General features: G+C 70.0%; 14 protein-coding genes. 5 read left to right on the top strand and 9 right to left on the bottom strand.

The window, feature by feature from the left end:
- Nucleotides 1–226 precede the first annotated feature (226 nt).
- Complete coding sequence (gene thiC, locus ACWC94_RS06060) at nucleotides 227–2,011, top strand: phosphomethylpyrimidine synthase ThiC (protein WP_450795173.1); 1,785 nt, start codon at nucleotides 227–229, stop codon at nucleotides 2,009–2,011.
- A 179-nt stretch (nucleotides 2,012–2,190) separates the two neighbouring features.
- Here thiC and ACWC94_RS06055 read toward each other — a convergent pair whose 3' ends face one another.
- The 3 genes from ACWC94_RS06055 to ACWC94_RS06045 form a co-directional block, all read right to left on the bottom strand.
- Nucleotides 2,191–3,051, bottom strand: coding sequence for a hypothetical protein (locus tag ACWC94_RS06055; protein ID WP_450795172.1), 861 nt, complete (start codon nucleotides 3,049–3,051; stop codon nucleotides 2,191–2,193).
- A gap of 180 nt (nucleotides 3,052–3,231) precedes the next feature.
- A complete protein-coding gene (locus ACWC94_RS06050; RefSeq protein ID WP_450795171.1) occupies nucleotides 3,232–4,311 on the bottom strand; it encodes a metallophosphoesterase in 1,080 nt (359 codons plus the stop codon).
- Nucleotides 4,312–4,591: 280 nt separating this feature from the next.
- Complete coding sequence (locus ACWC94_RS06045) at nucleotides 4,592–5,704, bottom strand: LacI family DNA-binding transcriptional regulator (protein WP_363214085.1); 1,113 nt, start codon at nucleotides 5,702–5,704, stop codon at nucleotides 4,592–4,594.
- Between the two features lie 430 nt (nucleotides 5,705–6,134).
- Here ACWC94_RS06045 and hisC point away from each other — a divergent pair, with 430 nt between their 5' ends.
- Nucleotides 6,135–7,214: a histidinol-phosphate transaminase gene (hisC, locus tag ACWC94_RS06040; RefSeq protein WP_450795170.1), complete on the top strand. Its 1,080-nt coding sequence runs from the start codon at nucleotides 6,135–6,137 to the stop codon at nucleotides 7,212–7,214.
- Between the two features lie 11 nt (nucleotides 7,215–7,225).
- On the opposite strand, the gene ACWC94_RS06035 is transcribed toward hisC, so the two are convergent.
- Nucleotides 7,226–7,603 carry a cyclophilin-like fold protein gene (locus tag ACWC94_RS06035; RefSeq protein WP_450795169.1) on the bottom strand — a complete coding sequence of 126 codons (378 nt, stop codon included), beginning with the start codon at nucleotides 7,601–7,603 and terminating at the stop codon, nucleotides 7,226–7,228.
- A 208-nt stretch (nucleotides 7,604–7,811) separates the two neighbouring features.
- Between ACWC94_RS06035 and ACWC94_RS06030 the strand changes: the two genes are divergently transcribed.
- Genes ACWC94_RS06030 through cydD form a run of 3 tightly spaced genes read left to right on the top strand, consistent with a single transcriptional unit; the run spans nucleotide 7,812 to nucleotide 14,056 of the window.
- The gene (locus tag ACWC94_RS06030) at nucleotides 7,812–9,320 is read left to right on the top strand and encodes a cytochrome ubiquinol oxidase subunit I (RefSeq protein WP_450795168.1); all 1,509 of its coding nucleotides are present in this window, start codon (nucleotides 7,812–7,814) and stop codon (nucleotides 9,318–9,320) included.
- A 15-nt stretch (nucleotides 9,321–9,335) separates the two neighbouring features.
- A complete protein-coding gene (cydB, locus tag ACWC94_RS06025) occupies nucleotides 9,336–10,355 on the top strand; it encodes a cytochrome d ubiquinol oxidase subunit II (protein WP_450795166.1) in 1,020 nt (339 codons plus the stop codon).
- A gap of 59 nt (nucleotides 10,356–10,414) precedes the next feature.
- Nucleotides 10,415–14,056 carry a thiol reductant ABC exporter subunit CydD gene (cydD, locus tag ACWC94_RS06020; protein WP_450795165.1) on the top strand — a complete coding sequence of 1,214 codons (3,642 nt, stop codon included), beginning with the start codon at nucleotides 10,415–10,417 and terminating at the stop codon, nucleotides 14,054–14,056.
- Between the two features lie 230 nt (nucleotides 14,057–14,286).
- Here cydD and ACWC94_RS06015 read toward each other — a convergent pair whose 3' ends face one another.
- The 5 genes from ACWC94_RS06015 to ACWC94_RS05995 all read right to left on the bottom strand — a co-directional run bounded on the left by ACWC94_RS06015 (nucleotide 14,287) and on the right by ACWC94_RS05995 (nucleotide 18,623).
- A complete protein-coding gene (locus tag ACWC94_RS06015) occupies nucleotides 14,287–15,174 on the bottom strand; it encodes a Cof-type HAD-IIB family hydrolase (protein WP_450795163.1) in 888 nt (295 codons plus the stop codon).
- Between the two features lie 380 nt (nucleotides 15,175–15,554).
- Nucleotides 15,555–16,457 (bottom strand): LLM class flavin-dependent oxidoreductase, encoded by a 903-nt coding sequence (locus ACWC94_RS06010; protein WP_450795162.1) that lies wholly within the window; start codon nucleotides 16,455–16,457, stop codon nucleotides 15,555–15,557.
- Between the two features lie 42 nt (nucleotides 16,458–16,499).
- Nucleotides 16,500–16,970, bottom strand: a complete 471-nt coding sequence (locus tag ACWC94_RS06005) for a hypothetical protein (protein WP_450795161.1) — start codon at nucleotides 16,968–16,970, stop codon at nucleotides 16,500–16,502.
- 23 nt (nucleotides 16,971–16,993) lie between these two features.
- Entirely contained in the window at nucleotides 16,994–17,554 is a 561-nt protein-coding gene (locus tag ACWC94_RS06000; RefSeq protein WP_450795160.1) for an RNA 2'-phosphotransferase, read from the bottom strand.
- 121 nt (nucleotides 17,555–17,675) lie between these two features.
- Nucleotides 17,676–18,623: a MerR family transcriptional regulator gene (locus tag ACWC94_RS05995; protein ID WP_450795159.1), complete on the bottom strand. Its 948-nt coding sequence runs from the start codon at nucleotides 18,621–18,623 to the stop codon at nucleotides 17,676–17,678.
- Between the last annotated feature and the right edge of the window lies 1 nt (nucleotide 18,624).

Raw genomic sequence — 18,624 nt, 5'->3', positions numbered from 1 at the left:
ACAACGGTGGGGGCCCACTGTTCACCGCGCCACATATGGCGCTAGCGTGGAGGCACCTTTGCACACGCGGGAGCTCGGAGCACCGGGCTGAGAGGGCGCTGACCTCCGTACACGCGATGTTTCACGTGGAACAGGCGATGTTCCGCAGGAAACGTCGGCAGACGGAAACCGCTGCGTCGACCGCCGAACCTGTTACCGGGTAATGCCGGCGTAGGGAGTAGGTCTCATGACCAACAAGGACGCACGCACGCCTGCCTCCGTTCAGGACGAGAAGTCCCAGGAGGCCGGGAAGTCCATCGGCTGGCACAAGGCGTACGTCGAGGGTTCGCGCCCCGACCTGCGCGTGCCGGTCCGCCAGGTGCACCTCACCAACGGGCAGTCGGTCACGCTGTACGACACGTCGGGCCCGTACACCGATCCGCTCGTCGATACCGATGTCCGCAGGGGCCTGCCGCCGTTGCGGGAGAACTGGATCATCGCCCGCGGCGACACCGAGGAGTACGCGGGCCGTCCCGTCCGTCCCGAGGACGACGGGATCAAGCACACCTCGCCGCGTGGCGGGCTGCGCAACCTGGACGCGGTCTTCCCCGGACGCCCGCGTCAGCCGCGCCGGGGTCGCAGTGGCCAGGCGGTGACGCAGCTCGCGTATGCGCGCCGGGGAGAGATCACCCCCGAGATGGAGTACGTGGCCGTCCGGGAGAACGTTTCTCCCGAGGTGGTCCGCGAGGAGATCGCGGCGGGCCGGGCGGTGCTGCCGGCCAACGTCAACCACCCGGAGATCGAGCCGATGATCATCGGTAAGCGGTTCCTGGTGAAGGTCAACGCCAACATCGGCAACTCCGCGGTGACTTCCTCCATCGAGGAGGAGGTGGAGAAGATGACCTGGGCGACCCGCTGGGGCGCCGACACGGTCATGGACCTCTCCACCGGCCGCAACATCCACACGACGCGCGAGTGGGTGCTGCGCAACTCCCCCGTCCCCATCGGCACGGTGCCGCTCTACCAGGCCCTGGAGAAGGTCGACGGCAGGGCCGAGGAACTGAGCTGGGAGATCTACAAGGACACCGTCATCGAGCAGGCCGAGCAGGGCGTGGACTACATGACCGTCCACGCGGGCGTGCGGCTGCCGTACGTCCCGCTCACCGCCAACCGCAAGACCGGCATCGTCTCGCGCGGCGGCTCGATCATGGCGGCGTGGTGCCTGGCCCACCACAAGGAGTCGTTCCTGTACGAGAACTTCGAGGAACTGTGCGAGATCCTCGCCGCCTACGACGTCACGTACTCGCTGGGTGACGGTCTCAGGCCGGGCTCGATCGCGGACGCCAACGACGAGGCACAGTTCGCGGAATTGCGAACCCTTGGGGAACTCAACCGGATCGCCAAGCGTTTCAACGTACAGACGATGATCGAGGGCCCGGGACATGTCCCGATGCACAAGATCAAGGAGAACATCGACCTTCAGCAGGAGATCTGCGATGAAGCTCCGTTCTATACGCTCGGCCCGCTGACCACGGACATCGCGCCGGCGTACGACCACATCACCTCCGGTATCGGCGCCGCGATGATCGCCTGGTGGGGCACGGCGATGCTCTGCTACGTCACGCCCAAGGAGCACCTCGGCCTGCCCAACCGGGACGACGTCAAGACCGGCGTCATCACCTACAAGATCGCCGCGCACGCGGCCGATCTCGCCAAGGGGCACCCGGGCGCCCAGGAATGGGACGACGCGTTGTCCGACGCCCGCTTCGAGTTCCGGTGGGAGGACCAGTTCAACCTCGCTCTGGACCCGGACACGGCACGGGAGTTCCACGACGAGACCCTGCCGGCCGAGCCCGCCAAGACGGCCCACTTCTGCTCCATGTGCGGGCCGAAGTTCTGCAGCATGAAGATCTCGCAGGACATCCGCCGTGAACACGGCGGCAGCCGGGCGGAGGTCGAGGAGGGCATGGCCCAGAAGTCGAGGGAGTTCGCGGCGAGCGGCAACAGGGTGTACCTGCCGATCGCCGACTGAGACAGGTGGGACCGAATCGCCGCGCCGGGTCGCCCGCTTGAGGCGGCCGGTGCGGTCTCGGCACCGGCGGGAGTGCGGCTGACCGGGTGGTGACGCCACGCCGGTTGGCCGCTCGGTCCGTCCGGTCGGGCGCCCTCGGTCCGGGAGCGCGATCCGGGTTGTTCGGGTGGTGGTGCGGGTCAGTCGGGCTGGTGCTCCGGGCCGCCGAAGTCCGGGCTCGTGTAGTCCGGGCTGGTGAAGCTCGGGCGGCCGGACTCGGTGCCGTCGTCGGGACTGCTGAAGCCGGGGCGGTCGTACCCGAGGCGGGGCATGCGACCGCTCGGGGCGGGCGGCGTCGTGCGGTGCAGGCCGGCCGCTCCGGGCTCGGCGAGCGCCTCGCGCAGGAACGGCAGGATGCCTCGCTCCAGCAGGGCGTTCCGCCAGGCCTCTCTGGCCCTGTCCAGTTCCCGGTGCGCCGCGTCCAGTGCCTGGGCCTGGGGCGAGCTGCTGTTGCGCAACGCGGTGAGGAGCAGTCCGACGGCGGCGACGAGGACCGCGGCCGCGGTCAGCGCACCGAACACCCAGCCGGCGGTGAGCATGGTCTGGGCGAAGGCCTGTCCGGGGCTGAGCGTCTTCAGGATGTAGCCGACGAGGAGGAAGATCGCCGCGGCGGTTCCGGAGAGGACGGGAGCCAGGACGGCGATGACGGCGATGGCGCCCGCACCGGTGCTCTCGGCGGCCTCGCCGAGGGTGGTGGCGAGCCCCGTCGTGGCCGAACCCGGGTCCACGGCGGCGGAGTCGCCGACGGCCGACGGGGCCATCGCCGGATGGCGCATTTCCTGGCGGACCTTCACATAGTGCTGGTATTCGGCCGCTGCGGCGGCCGTGATCAGGGCGCTGGCGTTGAGGGCCATGGTGCGCAGTTGTTCGGGATTGAGCCGCTGTCCGACAGCGGCCAGTTCCGGCCGCTGTGGTGCGGAGCGCAGCGCCTCATGGAGGAGCCGCTCGAATTCCTGGCGGTCCTCGCTCTGCAGGTGCTGCGGAACGCTGTTCATGTGCATCCCCCGATGCTCCGTAGGGCTTGGGGCTCGCACGCCGGCGAGCCGTCGGGCAGAAACGGAGGGGAGCCTGCTACGGATAAGCCGATGGTAGAGCCGTGACGGCACACGGTGACAGGGGGTTGCCGGAAATTGCCCCAGGCGGGCGTGTGCTCCTCCGGGAGACGCCTGCCCGCGGGAGGGTCAGGTAGTCAGGGGGAGTTGCCGGACCAGTAGCTTTCCGGCCATGGTCACCCCACCGTCCATCGCGATGGCGAGCCCGTCGGCGTAGACGTGCGGGCCCTCCACGACCGGGCCGGTGCTCTCCTCGCCGTCCTCGGAGCCGACCTCGCCGAGGAGGTAGGGGATCGGGCTGTGGCCGTGAACGATGCGTGTGCCGCCGTACGTACCGAGGAGGGAGCGCACGGCGTCGGCGCCGCCCTCGTCGCGGAAGGAGAAGCGCTTGGTGAACTTGCGGAACAGGTCCCAGCACTCGTCCGCGTCATTGCGGGTGAGGGTCTCGCGCACGGTGTCGTTGACCGCCTCGATGGAGTCGCCGTAGTCGAGGTAGGCGGTGGTGTCCGAGTGCACGAGCAGGTAGCCGTCGACCTCCTCGACGGCGTCGAGACGGGCCATCCACTGCAGATGGTGGTCCTGGAGGCGGTCCATGTCGGTCTTCTGGCCGCCGTTGAGCAGCCAGGCCGCCTGGAAGGTGGCGGTGCCCGCACCGGAGTTGACGGGCGTGTCGCCGAACCGCTTGGCGCCGAGCAGCAGCAGTTCGTGGTTGCCCAAGAGTGCCTTGCAGTAGCCGCCGGCCGCAGCGGCCTCGGCGGACAGCCGCATCACGAGGTCGATGACGCCGATGCCGTCGGGTCCGCGGTCGGTGAAGTCGCCGAGGAACCACAGCCGGGCGGTGCCGGCGCACCACTGTCCCGAGGCGTCGATCAGACCCTGTTCCTGCAGGGCGGTCACCAGTTCGTCGAGGTATCCGTGGACGTCTCCGACGACGAACAGCGGTCCGGGCCCGGTCGCGGGCTGCGGGGCGGGAGCTGCGGGTGCCGGTTCAGCGGGGGCCTGGAGGGTCTCCGGCCGCTTGATGACGGGGAGGTCGCGCTGGGTGGGCGTGTAGCCGTCGGGGTAGGCCTCGTCGGCAGGCGGCACGGTGTCGCCCGGAGGGGCGGTGCGGACGTAAGGACCGGTCTCGTGGACGTACGCCGGTACCCGGAAGTCGCGCAGCGTCGCCGTCCGCTCCACTTCGGGTCCCTGACCGGCCCCCTGAGTCATCAGACCCCTCCACCATCGCGCCGCAGCTGCACCGCTTCGGACTGCCTGGTCGCAGCGGTCCGCGGTGTCGTGGGCCCATCATAGGAATGCGCGTCGCGCCGTGTGATGACCCAGGGGTGGTGAATCGGAACAAGACTCCAGTTCACTGCGGCTTTCGCCCCGTTTGGGCAGGTGTTCGGCCGGCTCCACGCCGACCGAACATCCGGCTCGCCGGTCGCCGGCCCGCCCTGCCTCCTCCACCGGCCGAGGAAGGTACGGGGTGGGCGCCCCGCTTTTGGCGCTATTTCCCGTCCGGCGACCGAGGCGGGCTGACCGTGGTGCGCGGCGGGCGCCGCTGGGAGGAGGTGCGCACGATCAGCTCGGTCGGTATCACCTGCTCGACCGGCTGGTTCGACTCCACGCCCTCGATGGCGTCGATGAGGAGCTGGACCACCGCGGTGCCGATGCGGCGGGGTTTCAGGGAGAGCGTGGTGATGGGCGGCTCGGTGCTGGCGTACACCATGGACTCGCTGCAGCACACGAGCAGCAGGTCGTCGGGGACGCGGAGCCCGTAGCGGCGGGCGGCGGCCAGCAGGTCCGTGCCGTTGGGGTCGAACAGTCCGTAGACCGCGTCGGGCCGGTCGGGGCGGGCGAGCAGCCGGTCGGCGGCGACGGCGCCCGCGCACGGGTCGTGCGCCGGGTAGGCCTCGTAGACCGGGTCCTGGCCGACGCGCTCGCACCAGCGCAGGTAGGCGGTGGTCGACAGGTGGGTGTACGTGTCCGTCGTCGTGCCGGTGAGCAGGCCGATGCGGCGGGCGCCGGCGGCGGCGAGGTGGTCGAGGATGCCGAGGACGGCGGCCTCGTGGTCGTTGTCGACCCAGGCGGTGACCGGCAGCGATCCGGCCGGGCGGCCGTCGGAGACGACCGGGAGGCCCTGCCGGACCAGCTCGCTGACCACCGGGTCCTGGTCGGACGGGTCGATGACGACCGTGCCGTCCAGGGCGACGTTGGACCACACGTCGTGGCGGGAGGTCGCGGGCAGGATGACGAGGGCGTAGCCGCGGGCGAGCGCGGCAGAGGTGGCGGCCCGGGCCATCTCGGCGAAGTACGCGAACTCGGTGAAGGTGAAAGGTTCATCCCCGTACGTCGTCACGGTCAGGCCGATCAGACCCGACTTGCCGGTACGGAGGGTGCGGGCGGCGGCCGAGGGGCGGTACCCCAGTCGGTCGGCGACCTCGCGGACATGGCGGCGGGTGGCATCCGGGAGCCTGCCCTTGCCGTTGAGAGCGTCGGAGACGGTCGTGATGGAGACCCCGGCGGCGGCGGCCACGTCTCTGATGCCCGCCCGGCCCGGCCGACTGCCTCGACGTGAGGTTTCCGCGCGGCTCACCTGGTGCTTCCCTGCTGCTGTCATGGCGAGCCGATAGTAGGGCTCATACGGTGGGGTAGTGCGGACGCATATGCACGCGTTGACAGGCACGTTTCTGCATGGTCGCCATGGGTCAACTCCCTTGGAAGTGAAGGTAGTTAAGCGATCCGGCAGTAGGACGTGACTTGTCGGCGCGTATGGACCTGCCAAGTGCCCGATGTTTCGAAGAGGTCTCAACTCACCTGCACGGGGGATGCGCGCCACGGCGCGAGCCACCGGCGCGTAGATATATGTATGGCGCGCCCCCTGATACGTACGCCTTCGTACGGTGATGCCCGTGATGGCGCCGGCTCGGATGCGGTTCGCGTATTGCCTGCCCGCAGCCTGTACGCACCGGGGCCGAATCCTCATAAGGTGAGGAGTATTGGAAGCCGGCGGCGTCGACGGTCCGCCGGTGATCGCGAGGAGGACTGCGGTGAGCGAGACGAGCCCCAAGCTGCGCGCCGAGCTGGAGGGTATCCCCACCTACAAGCCGGGCAAGCCCGCTGCGGCCGGCGGGCCGGTCGCCTACAAGCTGTCCTCCAACGAGAACCCGTACCCGCCGCTCCCCGGTGTCATGGAGAGCGTCACGGCGGCCGCCTGTGACTTCAACCGCTACCCGGACATGGCGTGCACGGGGCTGATGGAGGAGCTGTCGGAACGCTTCGGTGTTCCGCTGTCCCACCTGGCCACCGGCACCGGCTCGGTGGGTGTCGCCCAGCAGCTCATCCAGGCCACCAGCGGTCCCGGCGACGAGGTGATCTACGCCTGGCGGTCCTTCGAGGCGTACCCGATCATCACGCAGGTCAGCGGCGCCCGGTCGGTGCAGGTGCCGCTCACGCCCGGTGATGTGCACGACCTGGATGCGATGGCGGACGCGATCACCGACCGGACGCGTCTGATCTTCGTCTGCAACCCCAACAACCCGACCGGAACGGTGGTGCGGCGGGACGAGCTGGAGCGGTTCCTCGACCGGGTTCCCGGCGATGTCCTGGTGGTGTTGGACGAGGCCTACCGCGAGTTCATCCGTGACCCGGAGGTGCCCGACGGCGTCGAGCTGTACCGGAACCGGCCCAACGTCTGTGTCCTGCGCACCTTCTCCAAGGCCTACGGGCTCGCCGGCCTGCGCGTCGGCTTCGCGATCGCCCATGAGCCGGTCGCGGCGGCGCTGCGCAAGACGGCCGTGCCCTTCGGGGTCAGCCAGCTCGCCCAGGAAGCGGCGATCGCCTCGCTGCGGGCTGAGGACGAGTTGCTCGGCCGGGTCGGCTCTCTGGTGTGCGAGCGCAAGCGCGTGGTCGACGCGCTGCGCGCCCAGGGCTGGACGGTACCGGAGACGCAGGCGAACTTCGTCTGGCTGCGGCTGGGGGAGCGTACGGTCGCGTTCGCTCAGGCCTGTGAGCAGCACGGTGTGGTGATCCGGCCGTTCCCGGGCGAGGGTGTGCGGGTGACGGTCGGAGAGACCGAGGCGAACGACATCTTCCTGAAGGCGGCGGAGGCGTTCCGCAAGGAGCTGTAGCCCGGCGGGCTTTACTCGTCGATCAGTTCCACCCGGACGGGGTCGCCGTTTCGTACGGTCGCCAGTGCGCGGGCGTCCCCGTCCAGGCTTCCGAGGACATTGCACGGGCTCGCGAGGCGGCACTCGTCCCCTCGCGAGATCGGTGTCGGGCCGTAGGGGAGGGCGAGTGCGTCGCCGTCCGTCCAGAAGGCCACGGTGCCCGGCTCCACGATCTGCCGGGCGTCCGTTTCACGTGAAACAGAGACTCCTGTGTCGAAATAGACCTCCTCGCCCCATGTGCAGGCGTTGGAGGTGAGCGGCAGTGCGTGGGCGAGGGCCTGCGCGGTCGGTGTGTCTGCGTCGAGGGTCGCGGTGATGCTGCCCGCGGGCCAGGAAATGCGTATCTGCATGGCGCGCAATTCAACAAGATGTTGAAGTTGCTGCCAAGGTCCTGACGTCATGGCGAAGGGGGGACCCCCCGTTCGTTGCCGAAAATCAGTGCGTCATAATGGCTTGTGAATGTGAACGCGTTCACAAGCGCGTCCCGATTGTCCTGTATGTGCGCGATAAGCAGGGCAAACCGCCGCTGTACCACGGCGTAGTAAGGAGAGTGACGACGTGGACCTGGCTCTGGCGCCGGAGACACTGGCGCGCTGGCAGTTCGGCATCACCACCGTCTACCACTTCCTGTTCGTCCCGCTGACCATCTCCCTGGCCGCCCTGACGGCCGGGCTGCAGACGGCCTGGGTGCGCACGGAGAAGGAGAAGTACCTCCGGGCGACGAAGTTCTGGGGCAAGCTCTTCCTGATCAACATCGCCATGGGTGTGGTCACCGGCATCGTGCAGGAGTTCCAGTTCGGCATGAACTGGTCCGACTACTCGCGCTTCGTCGGCGACATCTTCGGCGCGCCGCTCGCTTTCGAGGCGCTGATCGCGTTCTTCTTCGAGTCCACCTTCATCGGCCTGTGGATCTTCGGTTGGGACAAGCTCCCCAAGAAGATCCACCTGGCCTGCATATGGATGGTCTCGATCGGCACGATCCTGTCGGCGTACTTCATCCTGGCCGCCAACTCGTGGATGCAGCACCCGGTCGGCTACAAGATCGACAAGGCGAAGGGGCGCGCCGAGCTGACCGACTTCTGGGCCGTGCTGACCCAGAACACGGCGCTCAGCCAGGCCTTCCACACCCTCTCCGCCGCCTTCCTGACCGGTGGGGCGTTCATGGTGGGTATCGCCGCCTACCACCTGGCCCGCAAGAAGCACATCCGCGAGATGAAGACCTCGCTGCGGCTCGGTCTGGTCACCGTGGTCATCGCCGGCCTGCTCACCGCGGTCAGCGGCGACACCCTCGGCAAGGTCATGTTCAAGCAGCAGCCCATGAAGATGGCCGCCGCCGAGGCGCTGTGGGACGGGCAGAAGCCGGCGCCGTTCTCGATCTTCGCCTACGGAGATGTGGAGAAGGGGCACAACACCGTCGCGATCGAGATCCCGGGCCTGCTGTCCTTCCTCGCCAACGACGACTTCACGTCGTCCGTCCCCGGGATCAACGACGTCAACAAGGCCGAGCAGGAGAAGTTCGGGCCGGGCGACTACCGGCCCAACATCCCGGTCGCCTTCTGGGGCTTCCGCTGGATGATCGGCTTCGGTATGGCCTCCTTCGCCATCGGCCTGGCCGGACTGTGGCTGACCCGCAAGAAGTTCATGCTGCCGCAGCATCTGAGGGTCGGCGAGGACGAGGTGCCGCACCTGGTGCTCTTCAAGAACAAGGCGCTCAGCCCGAAGCTGACGTCCTGGTACTGGCGCATCGCGACCTGGACCCTGGCCTTCCCGCTGATCGCCAACTCCTGGGGCTGGATCTTCACCGAGATGGGCCGTCAGCCGTGGGCCGTCTACGGAGTCCTGCAGACCCGGCACGCGGTCTCCCCCGGTGTCTCCCAGGGCGAGGTCCTCACCTCGATGATCGTCTTCACCTCGCTGTACGCAATCCTCGCCGTGGTCGAGGTCAAGCTGCTCGCGAAGTACGTCAAGGCCGGCCCGCCCGAGCTGACCGAGGCCGACCTCAACCCGCCCACGAAGATCGGCGGCGACACCCGTGACGCCGACAAGCCGATGGCCTTCTCGTACTAGGCCGGGGGAACAGTCATGGAACTTCACGACGTCTGGTTCGTTCTGATCGCCGTCCTGTGGACCGGCTACTTCTTCCTGGAAGGGTTCGACTTCGGGGTCGGCATCCTCACCAAGCTGCTGGCCCGCAACCGGCCGGAGCGGCGGGTACTGATCAACACCATCGGACCCGTCTGGGACGGCAACGAGGTGTGGCTGCTCACGGCCGGCGGCGCCACCTTCGCCGCGTTCCCGGAGTGGTACGCCACCCTCTTCTCCGGCTTCTACCTGCCGCTGCTGATCATCCTGGTGTGCCTGATCGTCCGGGGCGTCGCCTTCGAGTACCGGGCGAAGCGCCCCGAGGAGAACTGGCAGCGCAACTGGGAGACCGCGATCTTCTGGACCTCGCTGATCCCGGCGTTCCTGTGGGGCGTGGCCTTCGGGAACATCGTGCGGGGCGTGAAGATCGACCAGCACTTCGAGTACGCCGGCAGCGTCTGGGACCTGCTCAACCCCTACGCCCTGCTCGGCGGGCTGGTGATGCTCACGCTGTTCACCTTCCACGGAGCGGTCTTCACCGCGCTCAAGACCGTCGGAGACATCCGGGTGCGGGCACGGAAGCTGGCTCTCCGGGTCGGCCTCGTCACAGCCGTCGTGGCGCTCGGCTTCCTGCTGTGGACGCAGGCCCACAGTGGTGACAGCAAGAGCCTGGTGGCCCTCGTTGCGGCGGTCGCCGCCCTGGTGGCCGCTCTGGTGGCCAACCAATTCGGCCGTGAGGGATGGGCGTTCGCACTGTCCGGCGTCACCATCGTGGCCGTCGTGGCGATGTTCTTCCTGTCGCTCTTCCCGAATGTCATGCCGTCGACGCTCAACGGGGACTGGAGCCTGACGGTCACCAACGCCTCGTCGAGCCCGTACACCCTGAAGATCATGACGTGGCTGGCAGCCATCGCCACGCCGTTCGTCCTGCTCTACCAGGGCTGGACCTACTGGGTGTTCCGCAAGCGGATCGGCACGCAGCACATAGCTCCTGACGCTGCGGCCGGCGCCGCACACTGAGTCCGCCGAGGGTGTGTTTCACGTGAAACACACCCTCTGGACCGAAGGACACGTTTCACGTGAAACCAATCGATCCCCGTCTTCTGCGCTACGCCCGCGCCACCCGGCTCTTCCTGGTGGCGGTCGTCGGTCTGGGAGCCGTCGGTGCGGTGCTGGTCATCGCCCAAGCGATGCTCATCGCCGAGGTTGTCGTCGGAACATTCCAGCACGGGGATCCCGTCGGTGGACTGCGTACGCCGCTGCTGCTGTTGGCGGCCGTGGCCGCAGGACGGGCGGTTGTCGCGTGGCTCACCGAACTCGCCGCCCATCGGGCGAGCGCGGCGGTGAAGTCCGAACTGCGCGGACGGCTCCTGGACCGGGCGGCGGCGCTCGGTCCAGGGTGGCTGGCCGGGCAGCGCACCGGTTCGCTGGTCACGCTGGCCACGCGGGGGGTCGACGCCCTCGACGACTACTTCTCGCGTTATCTGCCGCAGCTGGGGCTCGCGGTGGTGGTACCGGTGGCGGTGCTGGCGCGGATCGTCACCGAGGACTGGGTGTCGGCGGCGATCATCGTCGGCACCCTGCCCCTCATCCCGCTCTTCATGATGCTGATCGGCTGGGCCACCCAGTCCCGGATGGACCGTCAGTGGCAGCTGCTGTCGCGGCTGTCCGGACACTTCCTGGACGTGGTCGCCGGGCTGCCCACGCTCAAGGTCTTCGGCCGGGCCAAGGCACAGGCCGACTCCATCCGCCGGATCACCGGTGAGTACCGCCAGGCCACCCTGCGGACCCTGCGGATCGCCTTCCTCTCGTCCTTCGCGTTGGAGCTGCTCGCCACGCTGTCGGTCGCCCTGGTCGCGGTGACGATCGGGATGCGGCTGGTGCACGGCGACATGGACCTGTACACCGGCCTGGTGATCCTGGTGCTGGCGCCCGAGGCCTACCTGCCGTTGCGTCAGGTAGGTGCGCAGTACCACGCGGCGGCGGAGGGGCTCGCCGCTGCGGAGGAGATCTTCGGTGTGCTGGAGACACCGGTTCAGGCGTCGGGTACGGGCGCGGTACCTGCGGGGGCGGTGGCCTTCGACGGGGTCACCGTGCGCTACCCCGGGCGTTCCCTGGACGCCGTGACGCAGGTGTCGTTCAGTGTCGAGCCCGGGGAGACGGTCGCGCTGGTCGGGCCGAGCGGGGCGGGCAAGTCGACGCTGCTGAACGTACTGCTGGGGTTCGTCCAGCCGGGCGAAGGTCGGGTGCGCGTCGGGGGAGCGGATCTTGCGGACCTCGACCTGGAGGAGTGGCGGTCGCGGATCGCGTGGGTGCCGCAGCGGCCGCATCTGTATGCCGGGACCATCGCGGAGAACGTGCGGTTGGCCCGGCCGGACGCGGACGACCGTGCCGTACGCGCGGCGCTGCGGGATGCGGGCGCCCTGGAGTTCGTGGACGCGCTGCCCGAGGGGGTCGACACCGTGCTCGGGGAGGACGGGGCCGGGCTGTCGGCGGGGCAGCGGCAGCGGTTGGCTCTGGCTCGGGCCTTTCTCGCGGATCGGCCCGTGCTGTTGCTGGACGAGCCGACGGCTGCGCTGGACGGGGTGACGGAGGCGGAGGTCGTGGCGGCGGTGCGGAGGCTGGCCGCCGGGCGGACGGTGCTGCTTGTTGTGCATCGGCCGGCGTTGCTGGGGGTCGCTGACCGGGTGGTTCGGTTGGAGGATGCGGGGCTTGTGACGCACCGGTGCGGCGGTGAGCATTCCAGGGGGCTCCGCCCCCTGGACCCCCGCCTTTGCGCTCCCGCCACCCGACTCGGCCGGCTGGATGGTGACCGCGCGGAGCTGAGCCCGGCGGGGCAGGGCACGGCCGGGTCCCGACTCGGTGGGCTGGGAAGTGACCCTTCGGCCTCCCGGTTCGATGGGGTGGAGAGCGGCTCCTCGCCCTCTTGGCCCGGTGGGCTGGGAAGCGATCCCTTGGTCTCGGGGCGGCCCCGGCGTGTGCTTGCGTGGGTTCGGGGGCTTGGTGGCGCCCGGCGGGGGCGGTTGGTGCTTGCTCTGGTGCTGGGGTGTCTGGCGCTCGGTAGTGCCGTGGGGCTGATGGCGACCTCCGGGTGGCTCATCTCGCGGGCCTCGCAGCAGCCCCCGGTGCTGTATCTGATGGTGGCCGTGACAGCCACGCGGGCCTTCGGGATCGGGCGAGCCGTCTTCCGGTACGCCGAGCGGCTGGTGTCGCACGACGCCGTGCTGCGGATGCTGGCCGACACCCGGGTCGCCGTATACCGGCGTCTGGAGCGGCTGGCGCCCGCCGGACTGCGGACCGCCCGTCGCGGTGATCTGCTGACCCGGCTGGTCGCGGACGTCGACGCGCTCCAGGACTACTGGCTGCGCTGGCTGCTGCCCGCGTCGGTCGCCGTCGCCGTGTCGGCCGTCTCCGTCGGGTTCACGGCCTGGCTGCTGCCCGAGGCCGGTGCCGCCCTCGCGGCGGGCCTCGTGGCGGCCGGGGTCGGTGTCCCGCTCGTCACCGCGACCGTGGCCCGGCGGACCGAGCGAAGGCTGGCTCCGGCCCGGGGCGCCCTCGCCACCCGCGTCACCGACCTGCTCACGGGCACCGCCGAGCTCACCGTCGCAGGTGCGCTGCCCGCCCGTACGGACGCGGCACGGCGAGCCGACGGCACCCTCACCCGGATCGCCTCGCGCGCCGCCGCCGTCACGGCGCTCGGCGACGGGCTCACCGCACTGATCTCGGGCCTGACCGTCACGGCGACCGCGCTGTTCGGCGCCCAGGCGGTGGCAGCGGGCCGGCTCCACGGGGTTGCGCTGGCCGTGGTCGTCCTCACTCCGCTGGCCGCCTTCGAGGCCGTACTGGGGCTGCCGCTCGCCGTGCGGTACCGGCAGCGGGTGCGGCGGAGCGCCGAGCGTGTCCACGAGGTGCTCGACACTCCGGCGCCCGTGCGTGAGCCCGAGCGGCCCCGACAGGCGCCCGCCTCGCCGTTCCCGCTGGTGGTCAAGGGGCTGGCCGCGCGGTATGAGGGGCAGCGCCGGGAAGCGCTGGCCGGCTTCGACCTCACCCTGGAGGAGGGGCGGCGGATCGCGGTGGTCGGGGCGTCGGGTTCCGGCAAGACGACTCTCGCCCAAGTGCTGCTGCGCTTCCTCGACCCGAGGGAGGGCTCGTACACCCTCGCCGATGTGGACGCCTACGCGCTGGCCGGTGACGACGTTCGGCGGCTCGTCGGACTGTGTGCGCAGGACGCGCATCTCTTCGACAGCTCGGTGCGCGAGAACCTGCTGTTGGCCAAGAAGGACGCCACCGAGGCCGAGTTGCGGCGGGCGCTGGACCGGGCCCGGTTGCTGGACTGGGTGGACGGGCTGCCCGACGGCCTGGACACGCTCGTCGGCGAGCACGGGGCGCGGCTGTCCGGCGGTCAGCGGCAGCGGCTGGCGCTGGCCCGTGCGCTGCTGGCCGACTTCCCCGTCCTGGTCCTCGACGAGCCCGCCGAGCACCTGGACCTGCCGACGGCCGACGCGCTGACCGCCGATCTGCTGGCCGCCACGGAGGGCCGTACGACGCTGTTGATCACCCACCGGCTGGCCGGTCTGGAGGCGGTGGACGAGGTGGTCGTCCTGGATGCGGGCCGGGTGGTGCAGCGGGGCACGTATGCGCAGCTGCTCGCGGCGGACGGGCCGCTGCGGGCGCTGGCGCGCAGAGAGGCGGAGGCGGAGGCGTTGGCGGAGGTGGGGTGACCGGCACCGGTTCCCCGCCTCGGTCCCGGTGGGGAAAGGGACGTCGGCCGGCTCCCGGACGGACACAAAGGGCCGCTGACCGAGAAGCGCGACGGTGAGCACTTCGACGACGGTCCCGCCATGGTGCCGGAGAGCCGGATCGTCACCGAACTCCTGGCAGGTCGGGTGGTGTTCGTCCAGGTCCCGGACACCGGCTCACGGGTGCTCACGCACACCAGTGGCCGGTGCGGTCAGAAACTTCCTGCCAGCAGTTGTTCGATGACGACCGCGACACCGTCCTCGTTGTTGGCGACCGTACGGCCCGACGCGGCGGCGACGACGTCCGGGTGGGCGTTGCCCATCGCGTACGAGTGGCCGGCCCAGGTCAGCATCTCGACGTCGTTGGGCATGTCGCCGAAGGCGACGACCTCCTCGTGCGAGATGCCGCGCTCGGCGCAGCACAGGGCGAGGGTGCTGGCCTTGGAGACGTCGGGACCGCTCAGTTCGAGCAGGGCGCTGGGGCTGGAGCGGGTGACGTTGGCGCGGTCGCCGATCGCGAGCCGGGCGAGGGTGAGGAAGGCGTCCGGGTCGAGGTCCGGGTGGTAGGCCAGGATCTTGAGCACGGGCTGGTCGGCGTCCGGGCCCTGGGGGGCGAGGAGTTGCTCGGCCGGCAGGAGGTTGTCCGGTATCTCCAGGTGCAGCTTCGGGTAGTCCGGCTCCTGGTGGAAGCCGTAGGTCTGCTCGACCGCGAACACCGTGCCGGGTGCCGCCTGGCGCAGCAGCCGTACGGCGTCCAGGGCGTTCTCGCGGGCCAGTTCGCGCACCTTCACGAAGCGGTGGGCGCCGGGGCCGCCGTGCAGGTCGACGACGGCGGCGCCGTTGCCGCAGATGGCCAGGCCGTGGCCGTGGACGTGGTCGCTGACGACGTCCATCCAGCGGGCCGGGCGGCCGGTGACGAAGAAGACCTCGATGCCCGCCTCCTCCGCGGCGGCCAGCGCGGCGACCGTGCGCGGTGAGACCGACTTGTCGTCGCGCAGCAGTGTGCCGTCGAGGTCGGTGGCGATCAGCCGCGGACGTATGGCGGCGGACGGGGTCCCGGGCTGTCTGGTCGCTGAGGTCACCCGGCCATTCTCACGCATATGCCAGCACGGCCGTGCGCGACTGCGCACAGATGAGACACAGATGACGCTCAGCACCCGTCAGCCCCGACACCCGTTGGACCGAGACGCTCGCCCGGGCTCAGGTGTTCGTCGGGCTCAGGCGCCCCTCAGCCCAGGCACGCGTCGGCTCAGACGCCCGTCAGGCGCGGCGTTCACCAGCTCTGGCGTTCACCAGCTCTGGGCCCGCCAGGCTCGGCCGGCCCCAGCCGCTCGTCAAGGCCGAGCCGCTCGTCAGGCCACCGAGCCCATGGGCCCGGGCACCCGTCAGCCCAGATGCCCGTCAGCCCAAACGCCCATGGGCCCAGACGCCCGTCGGCCCCGGTGTTCGTCCGCCGGGTAGCCGTTGACCCGGGTGTCCGTCAGCTCAGCTGGGCCACGGCCTCCATCGCGATCTGCTCGAAAACCTTCTCGTCGGCGGCGAAGTCGGAGTCCGGGATGGGCCAGTGGATCACGATCTCGGTGAACCCCAGTTCCTGGTGGCGCCCGGCGAAGTCCACGAAGGCGTCCAGGGACTGAAGCGGCCGGGCGCGGTCCGGGGTGAAGCCCGTGAGCAGGGTCTTCTCCAGGTCGGCCGTGTCCCGCCCGGCGTCCGCGCAGGCCTGGGACAGCTTGGTCATCTGTCCGCGCAGGGCCTCGACGGACTGCTCCGGCGTGCCGGACTCGTACAGCTTCGGGTCGCCGGTGGTCACCCAGGCCTGCCCGTGCCGCGCGGCGAGCTTCAGGCCGCGCGGGCCGGTGGCCGCCACCGCGAGCGGCAGCCGGGGCCGCTGCACACAGCCCGGGATGTTCCGGGCCTCGTGCGCCGAGTAGAAGCGGCCCTCGTGCGTCACCGCGTCCTCGGTGAGCAGCCGGTCCAGCAGCGGCACGAACTCGGCGAACCGGTCGGCCCGCTCACGCGGGCTCCACGGCTCCTGGCCCAGCACGCTGGCGTCGAAACCGGTGCCGCCGGCGCCGATACCGAGGGTGATCCGGCCGCCGGAGATGTCGTCGAGGGAGATCAGTTCCTTGGCGAGGGTCACCGGGTGCCGGAAGTTCGGCGAGGTCACCAGCGTGCCGAGGCGCAGCCGCTCGGTGACGCCTGCGGCGGCCGTCAGGGTCGGGACCGCGCCGAACCAGGGCCCGTCACGGAAACTGCGCCAGGACAGGTGGTCGTAGGTGTACGCGGTGTGGAAGCCGAGCTGGTCGGCCCGCACCCAGGCCGAACGGCCGCCTTCGCTCCAGCGGCGGTACGGCAGGATCACGGTGCTCAGGCGCAGAGTCATGCGTTCGAGAGTACGGGGCCCCACGGACGACGGACCAAACGGTTATCGAACGTGGCTGCTCAGCCACGGACTGAGCAGGACCAGCGGGACGTATTCCTTGTGTGTGCGGTCGCCGGGCAGCGGGACGACCAGGCGGTAGCCGGGCGGGAAGCGGCGCGCCTTGACGTGGGCGAGGCCCTCGAAGACGGAGCGGAGGAAGGCGGGCACGTCGTCGCGCGGGACGTCGTGGCACTCGACGCCCTCGACCGTGATCAGCGCGTCGTCCTCCGGGTAGAGCCGTACGCTCACCCGGGGTACGCCGCCGAACTCGACGTACGCCTCGTGCGGCAGGGAGCCGTCGGGATCCGTGGTCGCCCCGACGCCCGCGGCGCTGCGGCGGGAGGTCTGGTCGGCGCCGATGTCGTGGGTCACCTCGATCTCGCGCGCGTAGTGGGCGGCGAGGGCGCGCAGCGTGGTGACGGCGGCCTCGGTGGTCGGCAGGTGCTCGGCCCAGTGGTCCATACCACCGATCATGACCCGTAGACCGGCTCCCCGTGTCAGCGGGGCCCTGGAAAGCGCAGATAGCGAGGGGGTACGGCCTTCGTCAGCCAGACCCCGTTGGCGCTGACGCGGAAGACGTGGCCGTCGCGGTGCATGGCGCCGGCGTCGACGGCGAGCACCACGGGGCTGCCACGGCGGGCGCCGACCCGGGCGGCGGTCTCACGGTCGGCGGAGAGATGGACGTCGTGCCGGCTCATGGGCCTGAGACCGTCGGCGCGGATCGCGTCCAGGTTCCGGGCGACGGTCCCGTGGTAGAGGTACGGCGGCGGGGTCGCCGGGGGCAGGCCGAGGTCGACGTCGATGCTGTGGCCCTGGCTGGCCCGGATCCTGGTGCCCTCGATCGCGAAGCGCCGCTTGTCGTTGGTGGCCACGACGTGGTCCAGTTCCTCGCGTGTGAACCGGAAGCCGTGCGCGGCGGCCGCGGCGATCAGCGTGTCGATCTCCACCCAGCCTGCCGGGTCCGGAGTGAGCCCGATCCGCTCGGGCTGGTGGCGCAGGTGTTTGGAGAGGTACTTCGACACCTTCACGGTGCGTCTTTCGTCGTATCGTCCGTTCATGCACCCAGCGTGCGGGAGAGGCGCGGATCACGCAGGTTTTTTTGAGTCGTAGGTTTGATCCACAACCAAGTGAGGTTATCCACAGGTGAATTGATGAAACTGTGGACAAGTAGTGTCCTGTTTAAGCTGGTTCACCAACTTCCCGAGTGGTTATGGAGCCTGTGGCCAGATCGTCCAAAGCGCGTGCTCTCACCTCGCGTTCGGCCGCCAGCGCGATGAACTCGGAAGCGTGGGCGCGCCCAACAAGCCCTTCCACGGCGTCGATCGTCCTTGCGGGAAGGGTCACCGAACGAGAGCCGGACTGCTCTTCTCGGGGCTTCTCCGCACCGAGACGGGTGCGCAGATGCCGTGTCGCCAACGACCGCATGGCACGGGCCAGTTCGGCGTCCATCGTCTGCCGGGCCAGTGGACGCAACCGGCGCACCAGGGAGGCCGCCTCCGCCGCGTGCGCGTCCGTGCGGTGTTCCGGATCGTCCAGGTAGCGTGCGAAGACGTGCTCGGTGGTGAACTCCAGGAAACGGGCGGCGATGTACTCGACCTGCCCTCTCAACTCCCGTAGATGGACGGAGAGAGCGGACAGCGGAACGCCGGCGGCGTGCAACTCCACGGCCACCGACAGCTCTTGGGGGCTCGGCACCAGGAAGGTGTCGGGGTCGCCGTCGATCCGTTCCAGCACGCCCAGTTCGACCGCCTCGCTCACGGCGTCGTCGTCGGATGTGCCGCCGAAGCGGGCGTCCAGTTCGGCGCGCGTGACGCGGTCGGGGCGCTCGTCCGTCCACGGCCCCTCCACCTCGGTGACCAGGCCGAGTATCCCGCCCAGGCCGCGGCCGGTGTCCCAGGCGTCCAGCAGCTCCTTGATCGAGGCCAGTGTGTAGCCGCGGTCGAGGAGATGGGCGATCTGGTGGAGCCGGGTGACATGCGCCTCGGAGTAGACGTTCGCCCTCCCCCGGCGCTCGGGCCGGGGGAGCAGACCACGGTCCTGGTAGGCACGGATGGTCCGGACCGTGGTGGCGGTGTGGTGGGCGAGGTCCTCGATGCGGTAGGTCCGCGGTGGTGGCGGGCCGGTCATG

It is taken from the genome of Streptomyces sp. NPDC001135 (assembly GCF_053598395.1).
This window is presented reverse-complemented; position numbering and strand designations above follow the sequence as displayed.